This window comes from Microvirga lotononidis, assembly GCF_034627025.1.
Taxonomy (GTDB): Bacteria; Pseudomonadota; Alphaproteobacteria; order Rhizobiales; family Beijerinckiaceae; genus Microvirga; species Microvirga lotononidis.
This window is the reverse complement of sequence record NZ_CP141050.1, coordinates 538,635-560,835: the sequence shown is the minus strand read 5'-3', so window position 1 is coordinate 560,835 and position 22,201 is coordinate 538,635. Positions and strand designations below refer to the sequence as shown.

The window sequence follows — 22,201 nt, the reverse complement described above, 5'->3', positions numbered from 1 at the left end:
ACCCATGTCACGTAAAGTCTTGTTACCAAGCTCGTATGGATTGAGCGGCGTCATCGTCCCCCTAACAACCCCTTTCGACCAGGCCGGCGAGATCGACTACGATGCTTTCCTGCAGCAGATCGAATGGGTGCTCGGAACAGGCGTTCACGGTATTGTAGTCGGCGGCAGCACCGGTGAGGGTTATACCCTCACCGAAGACGAACTTTTCGAGCTGACCCGGAAGGCGCTCGATACGGTCAACGGCCGTGTCCCGGTCATGGCAAGCATCATCTCTGACAGTACGCGTGGCGCCTGCAAGCGGGCTGAGATGCTGGCCAGCCTCCCGATCACGGCGCTGCAGGTCGCTCCACCACATTATATTTTCTCACCCTCAGCGGAGGGGCTGTGCGACTTTTATGCAGATGTCGGCAAGACGGGAGATCGGCCCGTCATCATCTATAACGTCATCTCATGGGCGAACGTCTCCCCGACGGTCGCCGCCGCGATCATGGACCGCTCTCATTACGTTATCGGCGTGAAGCAAAGCGATCGGGACCTTGGGTCATTTATTGATTTGACCCGCACCATCGGGCCTGAGCGGGTGTTCGGGGCAATCGATGGATCACTCATGAGTTGTTACGACCTGGGCATTGCGGGCTCGATTGCTGCAATCGCAACTGCTGTACCGGCGCCAAGTGTTGCTCTGTGGAACAATTGTATTGCGCGGGAGAGCGTAGCTCGTGACATCAACGGCTGGCTCGCGGACTTCTGGATGACGCTCTCGACGTCCAATCTGCCCGCTCAGGTCAAAGCCGCTCAATCGCTTCAAGGGCTGAAGTCAGGGTTTCCTCGCTCTCCCATGCAGATGGCCACAGGAAATGAGGTCTCCCGCATAGAAACTGCTCTCCAGAGGAAGCTTCCGACTTGAGCATGCTGCTGAGTACCTACTGCTGAATCTGTAGTGTCTGAACAATGACGATGCTATGTGTGTCGCCCATCCAAAACGCGCTATGATCCGGTAAGGGTCAATATTTCACCGTCCCTCCGCTCAACGAACGTCGGCTCCTAGGTGCTTAAGTGAACCAACCGCTCACGTCTCAGGAGTGCCAATATGGGACATTCTTGATTGCGACTTGAGTTTCGCTGAAGGTTGCTCGTGGAACTCGTGCCCTATCACCAACTCCGGGGATTGTTCTAAACTATAGTGTGGTTGTACCTCTGACACCCTTTTCAGGTATCGCATCGGGATGGATGGAGTTGGCAGATGGACAAACCCCTGCTCGACCGGGAGCACTGGACACGTGTCGCAGCGGAATGGACTGTCTGGGGGTTCCGTTGGAACCCCTGACATAGGTCACGCACGAGCCGGAATGGACCTCAGGTCAAGCAGCCGTGCCGAAGAGCGCGGCAATGAAGTCGCGCTGAGCGCCCATGTCACCCGCTGGTGCACAGACAACCTGTTCCTTGCGGATCATCGCCATGGCCTCATAGCCCGCAATCGTCCGTGAAGCCGTCGCAAAGCTCTTGAATCCCAGCTCAGGGCGAACCAACCGCTTGATACGTCGGTGATCCTGCTCGACGATGTTGTTCAGGAATTTCACCTGTCGCAGTTTGGCGAAACGCCAGAGTTCTCCAGCCCGTTTCATGTTTCTCGCTGCCGTCGGGTAGGCGGCGTTCTTATCGACCGTGATGGTCCGCGGATTTACGGTATGCGGCTGTCCCAAGGCCTTGCGGAAGAACCGCCGGGCGGCAGCCGCATGGCGCCTGCAGGAGAGCAGAAAGTCGATGGATTGCCCTGCTGCATCAACGGCGCGGTACAGATAGACCCATTTGCCCTCTACTCGAATGTATGTTTCGTCCACGCGCCAGGAGCTGTTCGTCATACGGAGATGCGGACGGATGCGCTTCTCGATCTCAGGTGCGTAAGCCTGGACCCAACGAAACAGGGTGGTGTGATCCACCTGAACACCACGGTCGGCGAGCATGCATTCGAGATCACGATAGCTGATCGGGAATTGCAGGTACCAGTGGACCGCCCATAGGATGATCTCCGCCGTGAACTGCCGACCCTTGAACAGGTTCTTCTTGGTCCCTCGCTTCACTGTCAGCCCCTCTCACCCCCTCCTGTCTTGGCTCAGGCCGAGCAAGCTTCAAAGCTGCAACAGAACCCCCCTCTTTGTCGCTCACCTGGGCAATCACGGCTGAGCCGATCTTGCTCTCAAGCATTGCTACGGCCGAAGTTGCTCTTCACCGGTGGATTGCCCAGCCATTCGCACAGTGCGTCCAAATTGGGAAAGCTGTGTTCGATCTCCCTGAATGGCGCTGGCCACTTGCCTTGGGGTCTGTCCTCGAGCAACTCAGCAGTCCAGAAGGTGTTCTTATTACCCGTGCCGGTTCGGACGACGCTCCCCATGATCTCTCCCTCAAGGAGAAGATCATAGGCGCCCGGCGCCAATTGGATCAGGCTGTAGGTCATTCTGTGGCCTTGGAGCGATCATAACGGCGGCGATGCTCAGCATTGAGGAATATTGTGTTAGATGCACCTGGTTCTAAAGAGAACACTCCGAACGAAGAGGCATCTGAGCCCTCGGCTGGGACGTGAAGCACGGCACTGCCATCAGGTCGTGCTCCAGCCATAATCAAAAAGCACCCGCCATTCGGCAGTGTCACTCGCAGACAATCTCCTACGGCGACTTCAGTCACGTGACTGTCGCCGATTGAATGGAAGGTCAGGCGGTGGGGAGGCTTGGATGACGACTTCAAAACGAAAGTTCTCGTCCTTGGCGATGGTTGGAGTATCGGTCACTCGTAAGATATTGCTATAGCGATCTCAGGATCCAGGTCTATTGGATCAGCGTTCTACTCCTAAAGCTTCGTCGAGCTTGGCGACAAGGTCTTGACGGCTGAACGGCTTCCTCAACATCAAGGTATCTTGGAAGCGCGAGGGCAGGATATTGCTGTCGTGGCCAGAGTAGAAGACAAAGGGGATATTACGAGATCGCAGCATGTCTGCGACAGGATAGATGGATGAGCCGCCAACGTTGATGTCGAGCAAAGCCACGTCGATTGCGGATTGAGTTGCCAACAGAAGAGCCTGATCAAGACTGGTTACAGGACCAACAATACCGCAGCCCTGCTCGTGAAGCATGTCGTGGATGAGCATCGAAATCATCACCTCATCTTCGACGATGAGCACGTTGCACGGCAAGCTGCTTCCCAAGCCCATCTCCTCCACGGTCTGTAATGCGAAGGCCTATAACAGTGGACTTCCAGACGCAATCCTGTGGGGGCGAAGGCTGCTCACGACCCGGTGAGTGACACGGCTGGTGCCTCTGCTACCGATCATTCGTTGAAGTCAGCTGAGCCGCAATCCACTCCTTTGCCTTGGCGGTGACGGCCTCACGGTCGGGCGCCATGATCAGGGTCGGGCGCTGCTTGGGCCGCGCCACGAAAGCCATCCATTCCGACCCGCTCTGAATTAGGCGAATCTGGTAGCCGCAGTGTTCCAGGGCTTCGCTTTGTTGCGTAAGTTTGGCATCAGACATCTAGCAGCTTCCTGCCTCTACCTGGGATCACGACAAGGTTGGGGCGTCTGTTCGTGCTCTTGTTGTCCAGCGGGGAGACAACGCGGTTACGGCCCTTGCTTTTTGCCTCGTAGAGGTTCTGATCAGCCTCGCGCAGAATGTCCGTGAGCTTTATCTCCGGCCGCACAGGAGCGGCCCCAATGCTGACAGTGAGCTGATGCCGATCTCGACCAATCGGCCTGAAGTCTACCTGTTCGATCCGCTTTCGATAATGCTCGGCAATTTCAACGCCGCTCTCCATTGAGGTCCTAGGCAAGTAGACCGCGAACGCTTCGCCGCCGATGCGGCCGAGCAGGCTGTCAGGGACAATTTCAGCTCTCAGCTGCTGCGAGATCGTCGCTAACGCAAGGTCGCCGGCGGCATGGCCATAGCGATCGTTAATCCCTTTGAAATGATCGGCATCAACCAGAAGTAAGACACCCTCGGGCGCCTTCTTCCGGATCTCCCACAGGTGCTCCATGAACGTGTCTCTGTTGAGCACGCCTGTCATACCATCTATGGCTGCTCGCCTGCTCAACTCGGCATGAAGGGCCTTCAGTTCATTGAGAGCCCGGCGCAATTTGGCATTCTGGCTGAAGATGTAGAAGCTCGTCGGGAATGCAGTGAGAACCGGCAGGATCGAGTTCATCACGAACACAAAGAACGTAAAAGGCTGGCCGGCAGAATAATGGATCGAGAAAGACACAATCTGGCTGATACTGATGACTAACAAAGTCATAGCACCCGATTTCCAGATGATGCCCAACATCGCTCCGCCTTTCTATGGTGGGTGTTGTACTGCGCTGGGGTCTAGGAATCTATGGCTTTGCGGCAACACTACCAGCATATGAAGCTGTTCTACTGATCCTGAGATCGCCGTTCCTTCTGGTTCTGTTGCAGCTTTGAAGCTTCCCACCACCCAGGCTATGACGGGATGGGGTGAGAGGGGCTCATAGTGACGGCAGGTAAGAAGAACCCGTTTAAGGGTCGGCAGTCCACGGCGGAGATCATCCTATGGGCGGTGCGCTGGTATCTGCAGTTCCCCATCAGCTATCGTGATCTCGAGCGCATGTTTGCGGACCGCGGCATTCAGGTGGACCACACGACCCTGTTTCGGCGAATCCAGGCCTATGCACCCGAACTGGACAAGCGCGTCCGTCCGCATCTGCGCATGACCAACGGCTCCTGGCGTGTGGATGAGACATATATTCGGGTGAAGGGTAAATGGGTGTATCTCTATCGAGCCGTCGATGCGACCGGGCAGACCATTGACTTTCTGCTCTCACCCAAGCGGGATGCTGCCGCCGCCCGACGCTTCTTCCGGAAGGCCTTAGGGCAGCCCCACACGGTCAATCCACGGACCATCACGGTCGACAAGAACGCCGCCTATCCTATCGCGGCGAAAGCTATGAAACGTGCCGGCGAGTTCTGGCGGTTTGCCAAACTCCGGCAGGTGAAATTTCTCAACAATATCGTCGAGCAGGATCACCGGCGCATCAAACGGCTCGTCAGGCCGGGGCTGGGCTTCAAGAGCTTCACGACGGCCTCACGGACGATTTCGGGCTACGAGGTCATGGCGATGATCCGCAAAGGACAGGTTGTCAGCGCACCAGCGAATGATATGGGCGCTCAGAACGACTTAATTGCTGCTCTGTTCAGCGCCGCTGCCTAACCTGAGCCCTCGTCCGGCGTTCGATTGTCCTACGTTCGGGTTTGCAACGGAACCTCGAGAAGTGCCGCAGGGCGCTGGCCGCTTCCACTGGGCCGCGAGGCGTTGCGCAGGCCGCCTTCTGGGCGATGCTTGGGGCCGCCGACGCCCTGTCCCATGCCGCCGTAACCGGCGAGATTACGGCTCGAGAGGCACAGGACGAGCTTTTCGAGACGATCATATCGATCGTCAGCCGAAGCGTCGGACGTTGAGGTTAGGGTCCGATCACCGAATGCCGGCCTCTGGTTAAATAGATCTTTGCCAAAGCACTTGGTGCTCTTCGCAACCGAATGCCGGTCATTTCAGTCCCACAATCCACTCCTCCAACGCCCGTCTGATTGCCTGGTCGGGAGGCTCCTCACGCGTGAAGGCCCACCATGTATGGGCACCCTGCCAGAGGCTGGCCATCTGCCAACCGAGACGCTTGCCCTGCGCCGAATCCTGCGAGAGGCGGCGGCCGAGAGCCTCGGCCAAGCGATGGCCCCAGACGGCACCGCGCCTGCGCAGGACGGGATCGCGGAGATCCTCCCGCAGGAGCAGAAGGCCATTGGTGGCATCGCGTTCCGCGGTCTCGTGCGGCATCAGGCGCATCAGCAGGTTGATCGCGCCGACGGGGGTCGGGGCTTCCTCCGCGTCGGCAGCGCCAGTTTCCGCGTCGAGCCGGTCCCATGCACGCATGAGAACGGCCTGAACCAATTTCTCACGGGTGCCGTAGCGCTGGACCAGCGTCGCTGGCGAGAGACCGCAGGCCTTCGCGGCGCGGGCGAAGGTGAGCCCGTCGGGCCCGCACTCCATGATCGCGTTGAGGAGGGTGTCGAGTACCTGCTCGTCGGGAATCGTCTTGGGTCTTGCCATGAAAGTATATAAACGTTTATTCGTTTATTAATCAACGGGGACCACCATGGCTAGGATTCTGGGTTATATCGCCGTCAGCCTCGACGGGCTGATCGCCACCGAGGACGACAATCTCGACTGGCTGTTCAAGTACGACGACATGGACTTGGGCGAGCACGATTACCGCATCTTTCTCAGCCGCGTCCGTACCGTGGTGATGGGGCGCGGTACGTACGACTTCATCGCAAGGGATCCTTCCCCGTGGGCCTATAGCGACAAGCGTGTTATCGTCGTCACGTCGCGGCCGATCGACGACTCGAAGGGTCCGCTGGAGGTCCGCGGCGATATCGATGCGCTGATCGGCGAACTTCGCGGGCTGGACGACGGCGACGTCTGGATGCTGGGCGGCGGTCAGTTGCAGATGGCCTTCCTCGAGCGCGGCGCACTGGATGAGATCGAGATCTACGTCGTCCCGGAAATGCTAGGCGGCGGTCGGCCGCTCTTTCCACCAACCAGCCTTCGCACGAGCCCGACGCTCATCAGCGCCCAGGCGATCGACAAGGGCTGCGTGCGGCTGCACTACCAGTTCCGGCGGAATCCAGCCGGCACGCCGGAAGGGATTTGAGATCCCTCGTGAAGCGGGAGCACGTCCTATGGTTCACAGCGAATGTCGGATGGGACTGCAGTCAAACTGCAGTCATTTGTGCCAATGCTGTGCGGAACGCATGAGCGGCAGGTCCAAGCGGCTCATCCAGCCGGTGGGCGATATACGCCTCGGCTGACACCTGCCCCTTCCGGCCGAGCGCCGTTGTGGCCACGCGCACTAAGCTCCCTTCACTCAGATCACGTTCCACCTGCCAGATCGGAAGGCGGCCCCAGCCCAAGCCCGCCAGGATCATGGCATGTTTGGCATCCTGGCTGCTGACACGACAGGTCTGGGGTGACAGAGCACCGAAACTACGCCCTTCCGACAGGGGCGTGGGATCGCCCAGAACAATCTGAAGATGGTCGGCAAGATCGGGCAAGCTGACATCCCCGCTCCTGGGACGCAGGGCTAGCGGGTGCTTCGGCGAGACCACAGCCACCTGTTCTATGGAGGCGATGGCCTCCAGTGCAATCCGAGGATCGCGGAAGTCCTCGCCAACCAGGATGGCAAGCGAACTGCGTTTCTCGATCAGTGCCGTAATCGGGCCGCCCAGCGGCTCGACGGCCAGCCGGATCGACACTGCGGGATAGGTCACGCGCATCTCCGCCAGCGCCGCTCCGACGGTTGCGATCGGGAACAGGGTATCGACCGTGAGCGCGAGTTCGAGTTCGACCCCCTCACCGAGGTCCCGGGCTCGGGCCCGCATGGCATCGACCCTGAGAAGAATGTCACGGGCGTTGGCCAGCAGCGCCTGCCCCTCAGGCGTCAGAGCCGGCCTATGCCCGCTCCGGTCGAACAAAGTGACCCTGAGTTCAGCCTCCGCAAGACCCGGACGGCGCGGGCGGATTGGGCCCGGAGTCTCCTGGCCAAGAAGCCGTTCAAGGTGGTCGCCGTCGCCTTGGCCAACAAGATCGCCCGGATCGCCTGGGCGGTGATGGCCAGGAGCACGGCTTATGAGCCGGGAGCAAGGGAGTTGCCGTGTTGGCGGCCTCATAGACGACCAGCTCGCAACCATTCGCCCCTCAGGGCAACTCAGTTGGCACGGTGATGATGAGATGATGTGAAGCCACAGCGGACATGGACCGCCGAAACTGGGAAACCCGTGGTGTTGTCTTGCGCCAGTCGAGCGCGATAACGTGAGAGGGACCAGCTTCCAGCGTAAAACATCAGGGCCAGCGGTCATGTAGCACCGCGCTTACAGGCCGGTGACATGCCTGCACCCGCCCCGCGAGGCCGAAACGTCAACAACAATCACATTGCCAAACGGGCGCCATCCAGACATGACGGTGCCTATTAGAGCCCAACCACTCGGCCTAGTGCGCCAACGCCGGATCTCACCGGTGATCCTGACCCGTAAGGATTAGCGCTTTCAGCCGAACTTTGATCGTGAGGCGTATCGGGAGCGCAACAAAGTTGAGCGCCTGATCAACCGCCTCAAGCAGTTCTGCCGTATCACCGCACGCTAAGAGAAGCGCGACGCCAACTATCTCAGGGTGGTCAATCTCGACATGATCATGCTCTGGCTATAGCCCTTTGCAGACACACCCTAGCTGATCGTAGGATCCCCCCAGCCGGACACGGATTTCACGATCATGAACTCCTCTAAGCCCCAAGCCCCACCCTCACGGCCGCCGCCGGAGTGGCGAACACCGCCAAAAGGAGCTCCTGCTCCACGTGGCTGCCCATTCATTTCGACCATGCCCGAGTGCAAGCGCCGCGCGACGCGATTGCGCTTCTCAGGATCCTGGCTTTGCACATAGTTCGTCAGGCCATAGAGGGTCGAGTTCGCGATCTCGACAGCTTCATCCTCACTGTCAAATGGGATGATCGACAGGACGGGTCCAAAAATCTCTTCCTGGGCGATGGTCATACTATTCGCAACGTCCGCGAATACAGTTGGTCTGACAAAATAACCTTTGTTGAACTCAGACGGCCGACCTAATCCGCCCGTTACGAGCCGAGCGCCTTCACGAATACCAGTCTCGATTAAAGACTGGACGCGCTCGAATTGCCGAGCCGACACTACGGGCCCGAGATGGGGACCAGACATGTCAGATGCCCCAACAAGTGTGGCTTCCGCCACTTGCCGAGCTGTTTCAATGGCGTGTTCGTAGATCGATCGCTCAACAAGCATTCGTGTTGGTGCGTTACAGCTCTGGCCGCTGTTGGAGAAGCACTGCTTTACTCCGCGCTCAATTGCTTGACCGTCTGCATCAGCAAACACTACGTTTGCACCCTTGCCACCGAGTTCCAGAGAAACGCGCTTAAAGGTATCCGCAGCACCCTTGAGCACCTTTCTCCCTGCTCCAGTGGATCCTGTAAAGCTGATCATCGCGATATCGGGATGCGAGACCAAGACACTCCCAGCTCCTTCACCATCACCATGAACGAGGTTGAACACTCCGGCCGGAGCCCCGGCATCGTGGATGATCTCGGCCAGCAGCGAAGACGATAAGGGGGCGAACTCTGACGGTTTCAGAACCATCGTGCATCCGGTCAGCAGCGCTGGAATAACCTTCAGCGCAACCTGATGCATCGGCCAATTCCAGGGGGTAATCAGCCCAACAACCCCGACCGGCTCCATGAGAATCCGGTCATGAGGTGCATGATCGCCGAGGGGACGAATGAACCGAAATCTCTTCACCGCCTCAAGAAAGTTCGCCATATGTCTTTGGGCTGCGGGCGCTTGCCGGGTTCGGGCGAAATCTATCGGGGCACCCATCTCTGTGGATATTGCTTGAGCGATTTCCTCAATACGCGCCGAGTAGATTGAATGAATCCGTTCAATGAGCCTTACGCGTTCCTGTAGCTCGGCAGTTGCCCAAGCAGGAAATGCAGCCTTGGCCGCGGCAACGGCTGCATTGACATCGTCTGAGTTGCCTAAGGAGACAATGCCGACAGTCTCTTCTGTGGATGGGCTGACCAGCACGTGTTCGGCGGCCGACTGTGTCGACACCCAGTGACCGCCAATGTAAAACCGTCTTAGTTCATGCATATCGTTCAACTCCCCGGGTGCTGGCGTGAATGCGGGGCGCCCCATTGTCATCGAAGATGTGGATGAGATCAGAGGGCACGGTGAGATGGATCACCTCACCAGGCCGCACGAAGGTCCGGCCCCGTACCAGAATTCGAACGATCTGGCCGCTCATGCGCGCTGTGATTTGGGTTTCGGATCCAGTCGGCTCGACGACTGAGACCGTGGCCGGCCAACCTGCGTTCGAAAGCTCAAAATGCTCGGGTCGAACGCCGATCGTCACTCGCGCTTGCCCCCCGAGGTCCGTCATCGGCACGTTAAGCGTTGTCCCATCATCCAGACGGACATTCGATGCATCAACAACGGTCCCCTCAATGAAGTTCATTGGGGGCGAACCGATAAACGCAGCGACAAAGCGACTGGCTGGACGATCATAGAGCTCAAGCGGGGACCCTTGCTGCTCAATAATTCCTCCATTCAAGACGACGACCCGGTCTGCAAGAGTCATGGCCTCGATCTGATCGTGCGTGACGTAGACAGTCGTGGTCTTCAAGCGCTGGTGAAGCTCTTTGATCTCAGAGCGCATCTGAACACGCAGCTTTGCGTCCAAATTCGACAGGGGCTCATCAAACAAGAACACGTTCGGCTCGCGTACGATGGCTCGGCCCATGGCAACTCTCTGGCGCTGGCCGCCAGAAAGCGCTCGTGGCTTGCGATCCAGCAGGTGCTCGAGGCCTAGGATCCGGGCTGCATTATCAACCCGGCTTTCGATCTCCGGCTTAGGCATGCGACGTTGGCGCAGAGCAAATCCCATGTTCTCCCGCACATTCATATGCGGATAGAGGGCATAGTTCTGAAACACCATTGCAATATTGCGATCCTTCGGTGCGACATGGTTTACAACCCGGTCACTGATCACAATGTCGCCCTCAGTGACATCCTCAAGGCCCGCGATCATTCGCAATAAGGTTGACTTGCCGCAGCCGGATGGCCCGACCAGGGCAACAAACTCGCCGTCTTTGATGTGGAGCGCCACGCCATGTAAGACCTCGACGTTGCCATACGATTTTCGGACATTCCGAATATCGACCGTCCCCATTGCAGATTTCTCCTGTTATAGTTACGACCGCTCGCCCGAATCCGACGCACTTGTCAGACGCTTTCTGAGGCTCAGTCATCAAACTTCTGGATCGGGTGCCCTTGTTGCCGACGCATCCTTCATCGCCCGGATAAGGAAATCGCCGGTAATCCTCTCGTGCTCTCGAGCCATTTCGGCTGCAGCCTTAAACTCTCCGGACCGGAGAAGATCCCGGATCCGACGGTGCTCCTTCTGAGCCTCCTCCAACCGTGCGCGTTGTGGAGGAAGACCATGGCGCTGGCTCGACATCAGCCCGAGCATGTTATTCAAGAGCCTGTAGCACAGAGGTGATTGAGGGTTGTCGCAAAGGAGTTCGTGGAACTCATAGTTCTTGGACGCAAAGTACTGAAAGTCATCTTTGTTCAGTGCTTCGTCCAATGCGTCGATGACGTCGTCAATCTTCTGCAAGCGAGCTTCGGTGAAGTTGGGCGCTCCTAGTTCAATTGCGAGCTCGCAGATCCGCCCGCGCAATGCGCTGATCTCACGGATCTGATCCGGGTGGAGACCCTTTACAACAGCTCCGACATGGCTTTGGACTTCCAGCCAGCCTTCGGACTCCAGGCTTCGGATCGCCTCGCGAATTGGCGTCTCGCTTATTCCCAACGCGGTCGAGACCTCGCGCGTCGTAATCCGATCTCCGGGCCGGACTGTGCCGGACAACACCATCTCCTTGATGTGCCGCCGGGCTATTTCGGTCTTGGTGACGTAGATGTTTGGGTGTTCCATGAATATTCCAGTCTTGGCCAGTGTGGTTGATGGCCTAACCCTTCGTGGCGCCGTCCGCTAAGCCTCGGATCAGCCACTTTTGCACCAGAAGGGCGAAGATGACGACGGGAACCACGGTGATGGTTCCAACAGCAGTCAAGGCTCCCCAGTTTGCGCCGTTGATGGTGTCTCCAGCAATGCCGGCGATGGCTACAGGGATTGTTGAGGCCACCCGGTTCGTCAGAACCAGAGCGAAGAGGAGCTCTTCCCAGGCCAAGATCATGCTGAAGATCAGTGTTGAGATAAGGCCAGGTAAGGAAATCGGCATGATAATCTTAAAGAACGCTCCATACCGCGAACAGCCATCGATCATCGCGGATTCCTCAAGCTCCCGTGGCAGGGAAAGAAAGAAGCTACGCATCAACCACATGACATATGGAACAAGGAAGGTGCTATAGGCCAGGATAAGCGTGATGTGCTTATCCGTCAGGCCAAGCTGCCGTGCCACCAGAAACATGGGTACGGCGAGGGCTATGGGCGGAACACCCCGGGACAGGAGAATGAGGACTCCAAAGGTTGCTGCTCCACGAAGCCGGATGCGGGCGAGTGCGTAGCCCGCCATCGTCCCGACCACGATCGACAGAAGGCCTGACCCTGCGGCTACGATGACGGTATTAATCAGGCGCCGCTCAATGTCGGCTCGCCGGAAGTACTCCACATAAGTGGAGACGGTTGGCGTGAAGAAGAACTTCGGCGGACTGGTAAAGATATCAACCTGCTGCTTGAAGGAGGTCAGAACCATCCAAAAGACCGGGAACAGGAAGAGCAGGGTTACTGCAACCCCAGAGACGATCCGGATCCGGTGACCGAGTTGTCCAGAAGGACGCGATGGAGCGGACGTGGCGACAGTGGTCAAAATCGTTCCTCCAGCTTCCGGCTGCCATAAAGAAAGATTGCGGTCAGAACCATCGTGAGCACGAGCACGATGACGGCCATGGCGGAGGATTCTGCGAACCGCAGGGATCGGAAGGCTTCTTCGTAGATAAACAGGTTGAGGACGTTCGTCGCCTTGCCTGGACCGCCGTAGGTTGCGGCCAGGACAATATCGAACATTTTCACAGCCCCAAGCCAGCGGATTACGAAGGTAGCGGTGATGATCGGGATGAGCAAGGGCAGCGCAATTGACCAAAGTGTCGACCACCAATTGGCTCCGTCGATCTTGGCTGCTTCAAAGACGTCCTTTGGCAGCGCCAGCAGCGCAGCCGTAGCGATGAGAACGATAAACGGAGTCCACCGCCAGGTGTCGATGATGATGACTGCAGCCATCGCCAGGTTTGGATCGCCAAACCAGTCCAAAGGCCCGACCCCGATACCCTGCAGCGCATAGTTCATCAGGCCCCAGAGCGGGTCGAGGATCATGCGCCAGATTCCACCGGCGACAACCGGAGCAACCACCATCGGGATAATGAACAACGCACGGATCAGTCCGCGCCCGCCCCACTCGGCGTTGATCAGAAACGCGATCGCAAAGCCGAGCGCGACCTGGAGCGGCAGCGCGATCACGAGGTACACCAAGGTCACTTTCAGAGCGTCCCAAAACCGATAGTCGTTCAGGACCTCTTCGTAGTTAGCCAAGCCGACCCATTCGCCCGCGCCAAACGTCGAGAGGTCGAATGTCGAAAAGCTGATGTCGATTGTATAGAAGATCGGGTACGCGAGAGTGACCAGCAGGAGAACGATCGAGGGCATCATGAATGACCACCTGGTCAGCAGATCGCCTGCTCTTCCCCGCATTTCCGTGCGTGTGCTGTGGGGTCTATGGTTCGCAGTCACGTCGTGCCTTCCGATCTAATACACGTCACGATAGATCTTGCCTCGCAGACGAACCGGCTCCAGCAATGACCAATCGCCCTGAGGAACGTCAAATCCAAGCGGGAATGGCGGTCGTCTTTCCATTCCCAAGGATGCCATCACTCGGTCGTCGCGGTAGTAGCATCGCACCGTCACAGCCCCTAGGACCGCCGCCAAGTCAGGATGAGTTGAGCGATAGCTGGTCACGAGCGTCGCCTGATGAGCAGGCGCGAGTGCATCCAGCCGCTGCCCAGCCATCTCATTGAGGACGTAAAGGGCGCGCCGGAGGGCAGGCAGGTCGCGACCGATAGACCGCAGAATGTCCGCGAAGATTTTCGCGTCGCTGGCTCCTGGTAGCCTCAGTTCTTCGCTCGGAGGAATCATATGGCTGACAACGCAGAGGAGGGTTTCCTGTTCGAGACCAGAGAGCTCACTGATGACGCCTGACTGAGAGAGCACATTCACCTCCGTTTAGTCGAATAGGTCATAGATGCGCGTTTTGATCTGGTCGGCGATGTACAAGGCAACGGCCTGGATCGTCGCGGTCGGATTGACGCCCCCCGACGTGACAAAAATACTGCCATCTACAATGAAGAGATTCTTTACATCGTGGGCGCGCCCCCACTCATTCACGACCGCTCGCTTAGGGTCCTTCCCCATGCGGGCCGTTCCCATCAGATGCCAACCGGCATAGGGCAAGGGCGACCTATGGGTGATGTCCCGTGCTCCGGCGGCCTTCAGGATCTCGATGCCGCGGGCGACGGAGTGATCCAGCATCCGTTGTGTATTTTCGCCGATCCTGTACGTGATCTTTGGCGCTGGAATCCCGTTGCTATCCTTCAGATTAGGATCAAGAGTGACCCTGTTGATCTCCTCTGGCAGGTCTTCACACACAGAGACCATCCCAGCGCTGCGGCAGAAAAGCCGGCGGAAGGCCGCGTGATGCTCTTCTCCCCACGGCACGAGACCATCAACCATCCCATTGATGGCCGTCCGGACAGGTCCCAGCCCGCGCGAGAATTGGTAGGAATAGCCCCGTTTGAAGCCTCGTTGCTCATCTGTTTCGTAAAACTCCATGCTCCAGATGCAGATCGGAGGTCCACGATAGCCGTCGAGGGGCTCATCGAAGTGACCACGAATCTGGGCGTAGGGATGAAACATCAGGTTTTTCCCGACCAGGCCGCTGGAGTTCGCGAGGCCATTGGGGAAACGTTCGGAGGCTGAGTTCAGGAGAATCCTGGGCGTTCCGATGCCGTTGCACGCCATGATGACGATCTCAGCGGGCTGAAATCGCTCCTGGCCGTCGGGGTCATAGTAGTAGGCGCCGGTTGCCATGCCATTATCATTGGTTTCGATCCGGCTTACGCGACACTGCGTACGCAGCTCGATCCGCGCCCGCATAGCCTCCGGCCAGTACGTGACATCCGTGCTCGCTTTTGCACCTTGCGCACAGCCCGCGCCGCATAGGCCGAGGTTGATGCATGGCGCACGCCCTTGATACTCCTGTGTTGCGATCGCGCTGTCGGATGGCCACCAGTGCCAGCCGAGATCGTTCATCGCCTTACCGAGCTTCTCACCGGTCCGCCCGAGGGGGATAGGAGGCATCACGGCCTCCTTCGACGGATAGGCCGGGTCGCCTTCCAGGCTTGCGACACCCATCATTCGGTCATTCAGGGCGTAGAATGGCTCGAGCGTCTGGTAGTCGATCGGCCAGTCGTCGGCGACGCCATCGAGAGAGCGGACCCGAAAGTCGGAGGGGTGTAGACGGGGAAAGTGGGCAGCGTAGAACACTGTTCCACCGCCGACGCCATTGTAGTTGGCGATCTTGATCGGCGAGTCGTCTTCGTTGATCGGATAGTCTGCCGCCAATCCCCTTCGGTTCGGACTGATGGAGTAGTCCTCCGACTGCTGGGCTTCCCAATCCCGACTTGCGCTCGGGAAGTCCGAGGACCGAGGCCAGTCGCCCTGTTCCAGGCACAGGATGCGCATCTTGGTATCGGCCAGGCTCCAGGCAACAGCTGCTCCAGAAGCACCTGCTCCGATAATTAGGACGTCTACGGGTTCGTTTCTCATGAGACTCGGCATCGGTTACTTCGATACAGCGTTAAGGCTGGATCAAATTGAAAGCCTCGGAACCGGTGTTTTTTTGGCTGGCCCAACCGTTTCCAAGGGCGGATAGGCGTGCAGCGCTGCCTCGTTGGGCTCGGTGCCCCACCCCGGCCGGTCCGGGATGATCAGATACCCATCCTTGTAGACTGGCACGTGGGTGAAGAGCTCAGCATCCCACGCGATGCGGTCGATATCTGTTTCCATGATCCGCAGGTTGGGAACGACAGCACTGAAGTGCGCATTCATCATCGTGCACAAGTGCCCATAAAAGTTATGGGGCGCTACGTTCGTCTCGTACGCTTCTGCGGCTGCGGCGATCTTGAGCGATTGCCAGACGCCGTTCCAAGGGGTGTCGATGATCGCGACGTCGACGGCTTGCTCTCGGAAAAAGGGCAGGAACTGCTGCAGTCCGATGAGTGTCTCGCATGATGAGATCGGATGCTTGGTGTGCGATCGAATGTATGCCAGAGCTTTTGGATCAAGAGTGTCGATTTCGACCCAAAAGAGATCCAGATCTTCGATTTCTCGCAGCAACTTCAAATAGCCTTCGGTTTTGCCATTGAAGTTGAGGTCGAGCAGAAGATCGATATCGGGCCCTGCAGCCTCTCGCATGACCTCGAGATGCTTACGTAAGTCCTTTACAGTCTTCCGCTCAACGTTACGGGCGGGATCATGGGGCCGTCCAAAACCAGGCGACCAACCACTGATCCGGTTTTGATCATCATAGTGAAAAATGTTCGTCTTGAGCGCGGTGAAGCCCTTCTCGCCAACTTCGCGACCAATCTGTCGGACCCCCTCGATATCCGTGATGCCTGGAGAGAAATGATCCGTCCGTGCGCGGTAGGACACGCAGTGCGACCAATATACCCTGACCTTATCACGGACTTTTCCTCCGAGAAGAGCATAACAAGGAACATCAAGAGTTTTCGCCTTTACGTCGAGGAGGGCGTTCTCGATCGCCCCAAGCGCTTGCCCGACCACGCCACCGGATCCAGGCCGTGTGCAATCACGGAGGTCTTCCCGAATGTGCTCATGATTCATGGCACTTTGACCAATCAGGCGGTGGCTGATTTGACTAATGACGTTAGTAACCCCCGGGGAGCCGAAGTTCTCATCGAACTCACTCCAGCCGACCGTTCCATCTTCGGTGACGATCCTGAGGAAATTGTAGTTTCGCCACGAGTTGCTGCAGGACAGCGTCTTGACCTCGCTTATGATTGCGTTCTTCGGCATTGTCTTCCTCAATTGATCACGGCGCGATGGAACTGATCCATTCGTGCACTTCCGATGACGTCAAACAGCCTCACCAGACGACGCGGCGTAGGCGTGTCAGTTCTTTCCAGATAATATGTGCGACCGGCTTCAGGGTTGGGATCCGCCTGGGTATCCTGAGTTCTGACCCGTCGCCGTCATAAGTGAAGCCGCAGGCGCGGTGGATGCCGACGGCTCCAGAACCCGATCACTTGAGCGTGGATTTGATCTTCGTTGCGGCCGCCTGGAGGGCTTCTTTCGAGCTGACTTGGCCAGCGATGGCGCGGGCGACCTCGTCGGCTAGCACCTGCTGTGCAGCATTAGACTTCGGGCTGCGGATGCGCCACATTTCGCCTTCAGCGGCAAGTTCGTAGGACTGCTGAAGCGTGCGATAGACGGGCTCGAGCCACTTCTCGTCAGGCTTGCTGCCGAGTGTGGATTTGCGTGCGGGGAAGGAACCTAGCAATGAGGCGCTGACCTTCTCGCCTTCTTTGGACGACAGCCACTGGAGGAAAGTCCACGACGCTTGCAGGTTCTTGCTTTTGCTGCTGATGCCAGCATTCCAGATTCCGCGATGAGTTCCCGCCCTTGCGGATCCGACCGGCATCACCTGAATCCCGACTTCATCCTCTTTCAACGTCGTTGTATTGGCGTCGATGGCAGTCGCCTTGTAGACGCTCCCCCAGTTGAACATGACGGCGACCTTCCCCTGCCGGAAGGCCTGAAGTGCTTCTGAGTACCCATGCCCCAGAGCGCCGGGTGGACCATACTTTGCGAGGTCCTTGTGCATATCGAGAGACTTCGTCCCGACCTCATTGTTGAAGGCCGGAAACCCTGACTCGTCGAGCAGCTTGCCGCCGTTCGCGTTGAGGATGGCTTGCCAGATGGTTGGGGTGAGGGCATCACGTACGAAGTAGGTGTCGATGGCCCAGGCGTCTTCCTTGCCATCGCCATTGGTATCCTGCACCAGGGCTTTGGCCTGTGCGAAAAACTCGTCCCAGGTGAGTTTCGGCGTTGGTTCAGGAACGCCGGCCTTCTTGTATAGCGTTCGATTATAGAACATGAGCAGCATATTGGAGCGGACGGGAACTGCATACTGCTTCCCCTTCCACTCGCCCGCCGCAAGCGGCGCCGCGTTGAAGTCATCCCAATGATAGTCAGGGCTGGTTATCGCCGCGACGTCCTTGCTTTTGAGATCAGCAAGGGCTCCGACTGTGGCAAGCTGCGGCACCCATGGATCGTCGATAACGAGAACGTCGTACTCTGGATCGGCATTCACCGCATCCAGCATCATCTTCGGCAGCAGTTCTGCGTAAGGAACGCCGTCGACGACAACCTTCACATTCGGGAACCGCTTGTTGAACTCAGGCACAAGCTGGGTTTGCCAGCTGTTGGCGAATGCTTCATTCGCCATGACCTTGATCTCGACTGGTGAGCTCGGACCACCGGCTCCTTGGGCATGCGCAGTACTGAGTGACGCGGCCATCACCACGACCGCGGTTGTGAGGTAGGCCAGCATGGACTGCTGGCCTTTCAGCTTACCAATTGGCGGCTTCACATTGTCCTCCCTTGAGCGCGCTCGGAATGGGCCAAGCGCTTTATATATTCTATAGAATATGGAATCGCATAGGAAAGCTTGTCAAGTCGCTCTTCCACGAGCGTTAACGACATGGTATAATATTGATATCCTGGAGAGGAGCAGCCCGATCACTTTCCGCGGCTAGGCTTATTGCTACGCTCTGAGGCTAAACGCCTAAGTGGTGTATCCGGTGGGTCGAGGGGAATAATGGCAGCCCATCTGACCTGCTGACGGATGCGACCTATGGCATCGATCTGCTTGCGGGGAATTGACGGCTGCTGGGCATGCGATAGCCCAAACGTTGGCCACCCCCACACGGTTCTGACCCCACGCGTTCTGCGTGCGCAAATCATCTGGCGCGCCAGTTTCGGCGAGGGCGCCGTGGCGATCGCAACTCGCGTTGGCAGGGCGAGACTGTGCGCAAGCGCATCTACCGTTTCAATGCGGAGGGATTGACACACTCAAGGACGGACACCGCTCAGGGCCGCCCGCCGACGCATTTGGCCGAATAGACTGGCACCGTGAATGCCATAGCCCTCCCCGATGTGCAGCTTGCGCCAAGACCGTGCTTCTCGGTCAGCCATCCGCCGGGGCCCGCACAGACGCAGGCCCGCGCTGTCGACCAGCAGGTGAACGGGTCCTCGCGAGTTTGGGCAGGATTCTGGCACCTGCAAGGTTTCGGCGCGGCGGCTCAGGGTCGAGTGATCGGGCCCTACCAGGTCCAAGCCCAGGAGTTGGAGGAGTGAGCCGAACTATCCTTCGGTTTGGCGCAGCGCCAACCGGAACACGGCTCGCAGCGGCAACGCCGTCTGGATCGCCAAAGCCGAATAGTGGGACTGACCACCGCGTGTCGTGCGGGGCTCGGCCTGCCAGGCGGCAATCGCCTCGTCAGAGAGCGAGACCGTCAGACTGCCTCGCTGGTGCAGACTGGCGTCGTACTCGGACCAGTTCATCACCCGGTATCGCTGCTTGGGGATGCGGCGCCGGCGAGCGGCATTGGCTTTGAACGGCACAGCAGATGTCCGATAGAGGGGCGTAGTTCCCCTATGTCACCCGGTTCCGGTTACCAACTCGCCTATTCGTGCAATAACGCACTTTCAGGCACCCGGTTTTCCGACCAGATCTGCAGTGATGCGCGGAAGGTAGGTGAGAAGAACTTCGCCGTAGTGGGTTATCGTGGCCGGGTCAAAGCGCGCGGCTGGGCCTGCAATACTTACGGCGGCGACAGCTTCGCTCGACGCTCCGAAAATCGGCGCGGCGATACAGGCACTACCGAGCTCGTTCTCCTCCATTTCCACTGTCCAGCCGTCGTTACGGCAGCGCTCTAGCACCTCCTCGAGCTTCTCCGGATCGGTGATAGTATGCCGCGTCGAGGGCGTCAGGGTGCTGTTGCCGTAGATGAACTGCCGAAAGCGCCTGGGTTGCCACGCCAGCAGGGCCCGCCCGCACGCGGTCGAGTGGTAGGGAGCGCGGGTTCCTGAATAGGAGGAGACGCGCAGCGTATGGCTGCCCTCGAGGCTGTCGACGATCACGGCGTCGGCCGGCCCCGGCAGTGCGAGGTTTACGGTCTCCCGCGTGAGCGTGCACACGGCGATGAGATGTGGGCGAGCCACTGCGCTGACGTCGAGCCGGCGCTCGACGGCGCGACCATAGACCAGATGCTGCAGACTGAGTCGATAGGCGCCGGCCTGCATGTTTCGCTCAGCAAGGCCAGTGTCGACTAGGGCCTTAACCAAGTTGAAGGCAGTTGTCTTCGCGAGCCCGGTGCGGGCCGCGAGATCGCGCAGCGAGACCCACCCTCCGTCCGCCATCACGTCGAGCAGGGCCTTCGCCCGTGCGATCGATTGGATGCGTGCTTCGCCGACAGCGCCCAGCCCGTCCGTAGAAGCGCTGTCGTTACCCGGAACCGCCTGCATGTGGTCCTCCTTCGTCTGTAGGCACATACCATATCGTTGAACGATGATCGACCCATCCGTTGGTGTGGAGATCAGAACGTGCCATCTTCCTCAAGAGTGTATTGACGCCTTCGCGCGTTTGAACCTAATCTTTCCGCAACGAGAACAACCTAACTTCGTTCTATAATATAGGACGAGCTGAGCAGAGGGTTCCGCGCATTAGTCGCGTCAGCCGGTGCGCGGAAAGACGACCACGACGGGGACGGGTTCTTCATGGATGCTCGGCCCGGCCACGAGCCGTGTGTCGTCATGTATCCGCGGCAGGGCTGTCGCCAAGCAGGAAGGGGAACTCGCGTGACGAAGGATGAGGATTTCTCGACGGTGCCGGGCACTGCGTTCGCGCTCGACCGCCGGCACTTCTTCCGCCTCTGGCTGGCCGGGGGCATGATGGCCGCCTGCCCGGCCGCGTTCGCGACAACTCCCGGAACCGAGGCGCCGAAACGCGGCGGCACGCTGCGCATCGGGGCCGACGCGGATCCGATCGGCCTCGACCCGACGACCGTCACGGCGTTCTCCTCCAACGACTTCACCGCCCTGCTCTATTCCGGGCTTTTGCGTTGGAACGCAAACATGCAGGTCGAACCGGACCTCGCCACCGGGTACGAGATGCCAGACGAGCGGACCTATGTGTTCAAGCTTCGCCAGGGCGTGAAATTCCACAATGGCAAGGACTTCACGGCCGAAGACGTCAAATATACCTTTGATCGCATCCTCGATCCGGCGACGGCAAGCCGCCTGCGGGCCCAGTATGCTGGGATCGAAAGCGTCACGATTGTCGATCCGTTCACGGTGCGCTTCGCCCTGAAGACGCGGGACGCCGCCTTCCTGAGCTATCTGGCGAGCAATCCGGACGGCGCCATCGTGCCGAAGGGCGTCGAGGACCTGGTCACCAAACCGGTGGGCACCGGCCCGTTCATCTTCGAATCCTACCAGCCCAACCAGCAGTTCATCCTGGCGCGCAATCCGCAGTATTTCGAGGAGGGACAGCCCTATCTCGATAATGTCGTGTTCAAGTTCTACAAAGACCAAGCGACGCTCTCGTCGGCGCTGCGGTCCAAGACCATCGACATGACGTGGCTGAAGGATCCCAAGGTGGCGTCCCTGATGGGGCGCGCCTCAAAGGATTTCGTCTCGACCCCGGGACAGACCTCCCGCACCTTCCCTGTCTGGCTTAACATGAAGGCGCCCCCGCTCAACGACGTCAGGGTGCGGCGGGCCCTGAGCCTCGCGACGGACAGGCAGGCCTGCCTTCAGACGGTTCTAGGCGGCTCCGGCAAGGTCGGTGCGATGATCCCCGAAAGCCAGGTGGGCGGCTATGACGGCGTCGGCGAGATGCCGTACTACAAGCCGGATCCCGCGGCCGCCAAGGCGTTGCTGGCGGAAGCGGGCTTTCCCGACGGCCTCGATCTCGGCGACTATATCGTCGTGGCCGCGAACCCGCTCGATGTGTCATGCGCGCAGATCCTCCAGCAGCAATGGCAGGCGGCTGGGATCAAGGTGAAGATCGTGCCGATGGAGACGGCACCGCTGCTCAACCACTGGAGCGCCGGAACCTGGCCGACGCTGCTGTCCGTGGCACTTTCTTGGACACCCGATTCCGACGCGATTCTCCAGTATGTCAACTCGCAGAGCAAGTTTGGCAAGGCGATGGGCATCGCCGACGAATCCCTCGACCAGATGATGGCCGAGGCCCGTGCCGAGACCGATCGCGCCAAGCGTGCTGAGAAGAATCTTGCTATTCAGAAGCACATCGCCAACCAAGCATATGTCCTGCAGATCTATCAATATCCGCTGCGCTGGGAGATTTGGTGGAACTACGTCGAGGGCTATGTCCCGCTGGCGGCGAACATCCGCTCCTACGTTCGCACCACCTGGCTGAAGAGCTGACTCTTGACCGGGGCAATCCTGC

General features: G+C 58.7%; 21 protein-coding genes and 4 pseudogenes. 7 read left to right on the top strand and 18 right to left on the bottom strand.

Annotation, left to right across the window (positions count from 1 at the left end):
- Nucleotides 1–4: 4 nt before the first annotated feature.
- Nucleotides 5–907 carry a dihydrodipicolinate synthase family protein gene (locus U0023_RS32270; protein ID WP_009490013.1) on the top strand — a complete coding sequence of 301 codons (903 nt, stop codon included), beginning with the start codon at nt 5–7 and terminating at the stop codon, nt 905–907.
- Nucleotides 908–1,361: 454 nt separating this feature from the next.
- Here U0023_RS32270 and U0023_RS32265 read toward each other — a convergent pair whose 3' ends face one another.
- From U0023_RS32265 to U0023_RS32245, 5 genes are all read right to left on the bottom strand, one after another.
- Nucleotides 1,362–2,081, bottom strand: coding sequence for an IS6 family transposase (locus U0023_RS32265; protein WP_009490015.1), 720 nt, complete (start codon nt 2,079–2,081; stop codon nt 1,362–1,364).
- 116 nt (nt 2,082–2,197) lie between these two features.
- On the bottom strand, nt 2,198–2,455 hold the full coding sequence (locus U0023_RS32260; RefSeq protein WP_009490017.1) for a hypothetical protein: 258 nt from the start codon (nt 2,453–2,455) through the stop codon (nt 2,198–2,200).
- Nucleotides 2,456–2,830: 375 nt separating this feature from the next.
- Nucleotides 2,831–3,205, bottom strand: coding sequence for a response regulator (locus U0023_RS32255; protein WP_040638156.1), 375 nt, complete (start codon nt 3,203–3,205; stop codon nt 2,831–2,833).
- Between the two features lie 109 nt (nt 3,206–3,314).
- The gene (locus U0023_RS32250; RefSeq protein ID WP_009490021.1) at nt 3,315–3,524 is read right to left on the bottom strand and encodes a hypothetical protein; all 210 of its coding nucleotides are present in this window, start codon (nt 3,522–3,524) and stop codon (nt 3,315–3,317) included.
- On the bottom strand, nt 3,517–4,311 hold the full coding sequence (locus tag U0023_RS32245; RefSeq protein ID WP_009490023.1) for a GGDEF domain-containing protein: 795 nt from the start codon (nt 4,309–4,311) through the stop codon (nt 3,517–3,519). Before U0023_RS32245 ends, U0023_RS32250 begins: the two co-directional genes overlap by 8 nt.
- A gap of 186 nt (nt 4,312–4,497) precedes the next feature.
- On the opposite strand from U0023_RS32245, the gene U0023_RS32240 reads away from it, so the two are divergent.
- Nucleotides 4,498–5,214 (top strand): IS6 family transposase, encoded by a 717-nt coding sequence (locus U0023_RS32240; RefSeq protein WP_009490025.1) that lies wholly within the window; start codon nt 4,498–4,500, stop codon nt 5,212–5,214.
- 53 nt (nt 5,215–5,267) lie between these two features.
- Nucleotides 5,268–5,462: pseudogene (locus tag U0023_RS32235) on the top strand (TetR/AcrR family transcriptional regulator); the annotation flags it as partial.
- Nucleotides 5,463–5,547: 85 nt separating this feature from the next.
- Here the strand turns inward: U0023_RS32235 and U0023_RS32230 are convergent.
- Nucleotides 5,548–6,105, bottom strand: coding sequence for a TetR/AcrR family transcriptional regulator (locus tag U0023_RS32230; RefSeq protein ID WP_009490027.1), 558 nt, complete (start codon nt 6,103–6,105; stop codon nt 5,548–5,550).
- Between the two features lie 46 nt (nt 6,106–6,151).
- On the opposite strand from U0023_RS32230, the gene U0023_RS32225 reads away from it, so the two are divergent.
- The gene (locus U0023_RS32225) at nt 6,152–6,709 is read left to right on the top strand and encodes a dihydrofolate reductase family protein (RefSeq protein ID WP_009490029.1); all 558 of its coding nucleotides are present in this window, start codon (nt 6,152–6,154) and stop codon (nt 6,707–6,709) included.
- 61 nt (nt 6,710–6,770) lie between these two features.
- Here the strand turns inward: U0023_RS32225 and U0023_RS32220 are convergent, their stop codons facing one another.
- Nucleotides 6,771–7,529, bottom strand: coding sequence for a LysR family transcriptional regulator (locus tag U0023_RS32220; RefSeq protein WP_210160988.1), 759 nt, complete (start codon nt 7,527–7,529; stop codon nt 6,771–6,773).
- Between the two features lie 33 nt (nt 7,530–7,562).
- Between U0023_RS32220 and U0023_RS32215 the strand changes: the two are divergent.
- Both U0023_RS32215 and U0023_RS32210 read left to right on the top strand, forming a co-directional pair.
- Nucleotides 7,563–7,778, top strand: a pseudogene (locus tag U0023_RS32215) (hypothetical protein); the annotation flags it as partial.
- A gap of 268 nt (nt 7,779–8,046) precedes the next feature.
- Nucleotides 8,047–8,259 (top strand): annotated as a pseudogene (locus tag U0023_RS32210) (IS5-like element ISMra2 family transposase); the annotation flags it as partial.
- 17 nt (nt 8,260–8,276) lie between these two features.
- Here the strand turns inward: U0023_RS32210 and U0023_RS32205 are convergent.
- The 11 genes and pseudogenes from U0023_RS32205 to U0023_RS32155 form a co-directional block, all read right to left on the bottom strand.
- On the bottom strand, nt 8,277–9,725 hold the full coding sequence (locus U0023_RS32205; RefSeq protein ID WP_009490033.1) for an aldehyde dehydrogenase family protein: 1,449 nt from the start codon (nt 9,723–9,725) through the stop codon (nt 8,277–8,279).
- On the bottom strand, nt 9,718–10,803 hold the full coding sequence (locus tag U0023_RS32200; protein ID WP_009490034.1) for an ABC transporter ATP-binding protein: 1,086 nt from the start codon (nt 10,801–10,803) through the stop codon (nt 9,718–9,720). The genes U0023_RS32205 and U0023_RS32200 overlap by 8 nt, the downstream gene beginning before the upstream one ends.
- 78 nt (nt 10,804–10,881) lie before the next feature.
- Nucleotides 10,882–11,568: a GntR family transcriptional regulator gene (locus U0023_RS32195; RefSeq protein ID WP_009490036.1), complete on the bottom strand. Its 687-nt coding sequence runs from the start codon at nt 11,566–11,568 to the stop codon at nt 10,882–10,884.
- A 34-nt stretch (nt 11,569–11,602) separates the two neighbouring features.
- A complete protein-coding gene (locus tag U0023_RS32190) occupies nt 11,603–12,463 on the bottom strand; it encodes a carbohydrate ABC transporter permease (RefSeq protein WP_009490038.1) in 861 nt (286 codons plus the stop codon).
- Nucleotides 12,460–13,299 (bottom strand): carbohydrate ABC transporter permease, encoded by an 840-nt coding sequence (locus tag U0023_RS32185; RefSeq protein ID WP_009490040.1) that lies wholly within the window; start codon nt 13,297–13,299, stop codon nt 12,460–12,462. The genes U0023_RS32190 and U0023_RS32185 overlap by 4 nt, the downstream gene beginning before the upstream one ends.
- A 96-nt stretch (nt 13,300–13,395) precedes the next feature.
- The gene (locus tag U0023_RS32180; protein ID WP_009490042.1) at nt 13,396–13,857 is read right to left on the bottom strand and encodes a hypothetical protein; all 462 of its coding nucleotides are present in this window, start codon (nt 13,855–13,857) and stop codon (nt 13,396–13,398) included.
- A 12-nt stretch (nt 13,858–13,869) separates the two neighbouring features.
- The gene (locus U0023_RS32175; protein WP_009490044.1) at nt 13,870–15,471 is read right to left on the bottom strand and encodes a GMC family oxidoreductase; all 1,602 of its coding nucleotides are present in this window, start codon (nt 15,469–15,471) and stop codon (nt 13,870–13,872) included.
- 42 nt (nt 15,472–15,513) lie between these two features.
- Nucleotides 15,514–16,740 carry a mandelate racemase/muconate lactonizing enzyme family protein gene (locus tag U0023_RS32170; protein ID WP_009490046.1) on the bottom strand — a complete coding sequence of 409 codons (1,227 nt, stop codon included), beginning with the start codon at nt 16,738–16,740 and terminating at the stop codon, nt 15,514–15,516.
- A 226-nt stretch (nt 16,741–16,966) separates the two neighbouring features.
- Nucleotides 16,967–18,316 (bottom strand): ABC transporter substrate-binding protein, encoded by a 1,350-nt coding sequence (locus U0023_RS32165; RefSeq protein WP_009490048.1) that lies wholly within the window; start codon nt 18,314–18,316, stop codon nt 16,967–16,969.
- Between the two features lie 482 nt (nt 18,317–18,798).
- A pseudogene (locus U0023_RS32160) lies at nt 18,799–19,290 on the bottom strand (transposase).
- Between the two features lie 144 nt (nt 19,291–19,434).
- Nucleotides 19,435–20,253, bottom strand: a complete 819-nt coding sequence (locus U0023_RS32155) for an IclR family transcriptional regulator (RefSeq protein WP_009490052.1) — start codon at nt 20,251–20,253, stop codon at nt 19,435–19,437.
- Between the two features lie 333 nt (nt 20,254–20,586).
- Here U0023_RS32155 and U0023_RS32150 point away from each other — a divergent pair, with 333 nt between their 5' ends.
- Nucleotides 20,587–22,179 carry an ABC transporter substrate-binding protein gene (locus U0023_RS32150; RefSeq protein WP_245272882.1) on the top strand — a complete coding sequence of 531 codons (1,593 nt, stop codon included), beginning with the start codon at nt 20,587–20,589 and terminating at the stop codon, nt 22,177–22,179.
- Nucleotides 22,180–22,201: the final 22 nt, after the last annotated feature.

Excerpts from the sequence above, each read along its gene's own strand:
- U0023_RS32270 (WP_009490013.1), top strand. The coding sequence starts at position 5 with ATGTCACGTAAAGTCTTGTTACCAAGCTCGTATGGATTGAGCGGCGTC.
- U0023_RS32260 (WP_009490017.1), bottom strand. The coding sequence starts at position 2,455 with ATGACCTACAGCCTGATCCAATTGGCGCCGGGCGCCTATGATCTTCTC.
- U0023_RS32255 (WP_040638156.1), bottom strand. The coding sequence starts at position 3,205 with ATGGGCTTGGGAAGCAGCTTGCCGTGCAACGTGCTCATCGTCGAAGAT.
- U0023_RS32250 (WP_009490021.1), bottom strand. The coding sequence starts at position 3,524 with ATGTCTGATGCCAAACTTACGCAACAAAGCGAAGCCCTGGAACACTGC.
- U0023_RS32245 (WP_009490023.1), bottom strand. The coding sequence starts at position 4,311 with ATGTTGGGCATCATCTGGAAATCGGGTGCTATGACTTTGTTAGTCATC.
- U0023_RS32230 (WP_009490027.1), bottom strand. The coding sequence starts at position 6,105 with ATGGCAAGACCCAAGACGATTCCCGACGAGCAGGTACTCGACACCCTC.
- U0023_RS32225 (WP_009490029.1), top strand. The coding sequence starts at position 6,152 with ATGGCTAGGATTCTGGGTTATATCGCCGTCAGCCTCGACGGGCTGATC.
- U0023_RS32205 (WP_009490033.1), bottom strand. The coding sequence starts at position 9,725 with ATGCATGAACTAAGACGGTTTTACATTGGCGGTCACTGGGTGTCGACA.
- U0023_RS32200 (WP_009490034.1), bottom strand. The coding sequence starts at position 10,803 with ATGGGGACGGTCGATATTCGGAATGTCCGAAAATCGTATGGCAACGTC.
- U0023_RS32195 (WP_009490036.1), bottom strand. The coding sequence starts at position 11,568 with ATGGAACACCCAAACATCTACGTCACCAAGACCGAAATAGCCCGGCGG.
- U0023_RS32185 (WP_009490040.1), bottom strand. The coding sequence starts at position 13,299 with ATGATGCCCTCGATCGTTCTCCTGCTGGTCACTCTCGCGTACCCGATC.
- U0023_RS32175 (WP_009490044.1), bottom strand. The coding sequence starts at position 15,471 with ATGAGAAACGAACCCGTAGACGTCCTAATTATCGGAGCAGGTGCTTCT.
- U0023_RS32170 (WP_009490046.1), bottom strand. The coding sequence starts at position 16,740 with ATGCCGAAGAACGCAATCATAAGCGAGGTCAAGACGCTGTCCTGCAGC.
- U0023_RS32155 (WP_009490052.1), bottom strand. The coding sequence starts at position 20,253 with ATGCAGGCGGTTCCGGGTAACGACAGCGCTTCTACGGACGGGCTGGGC.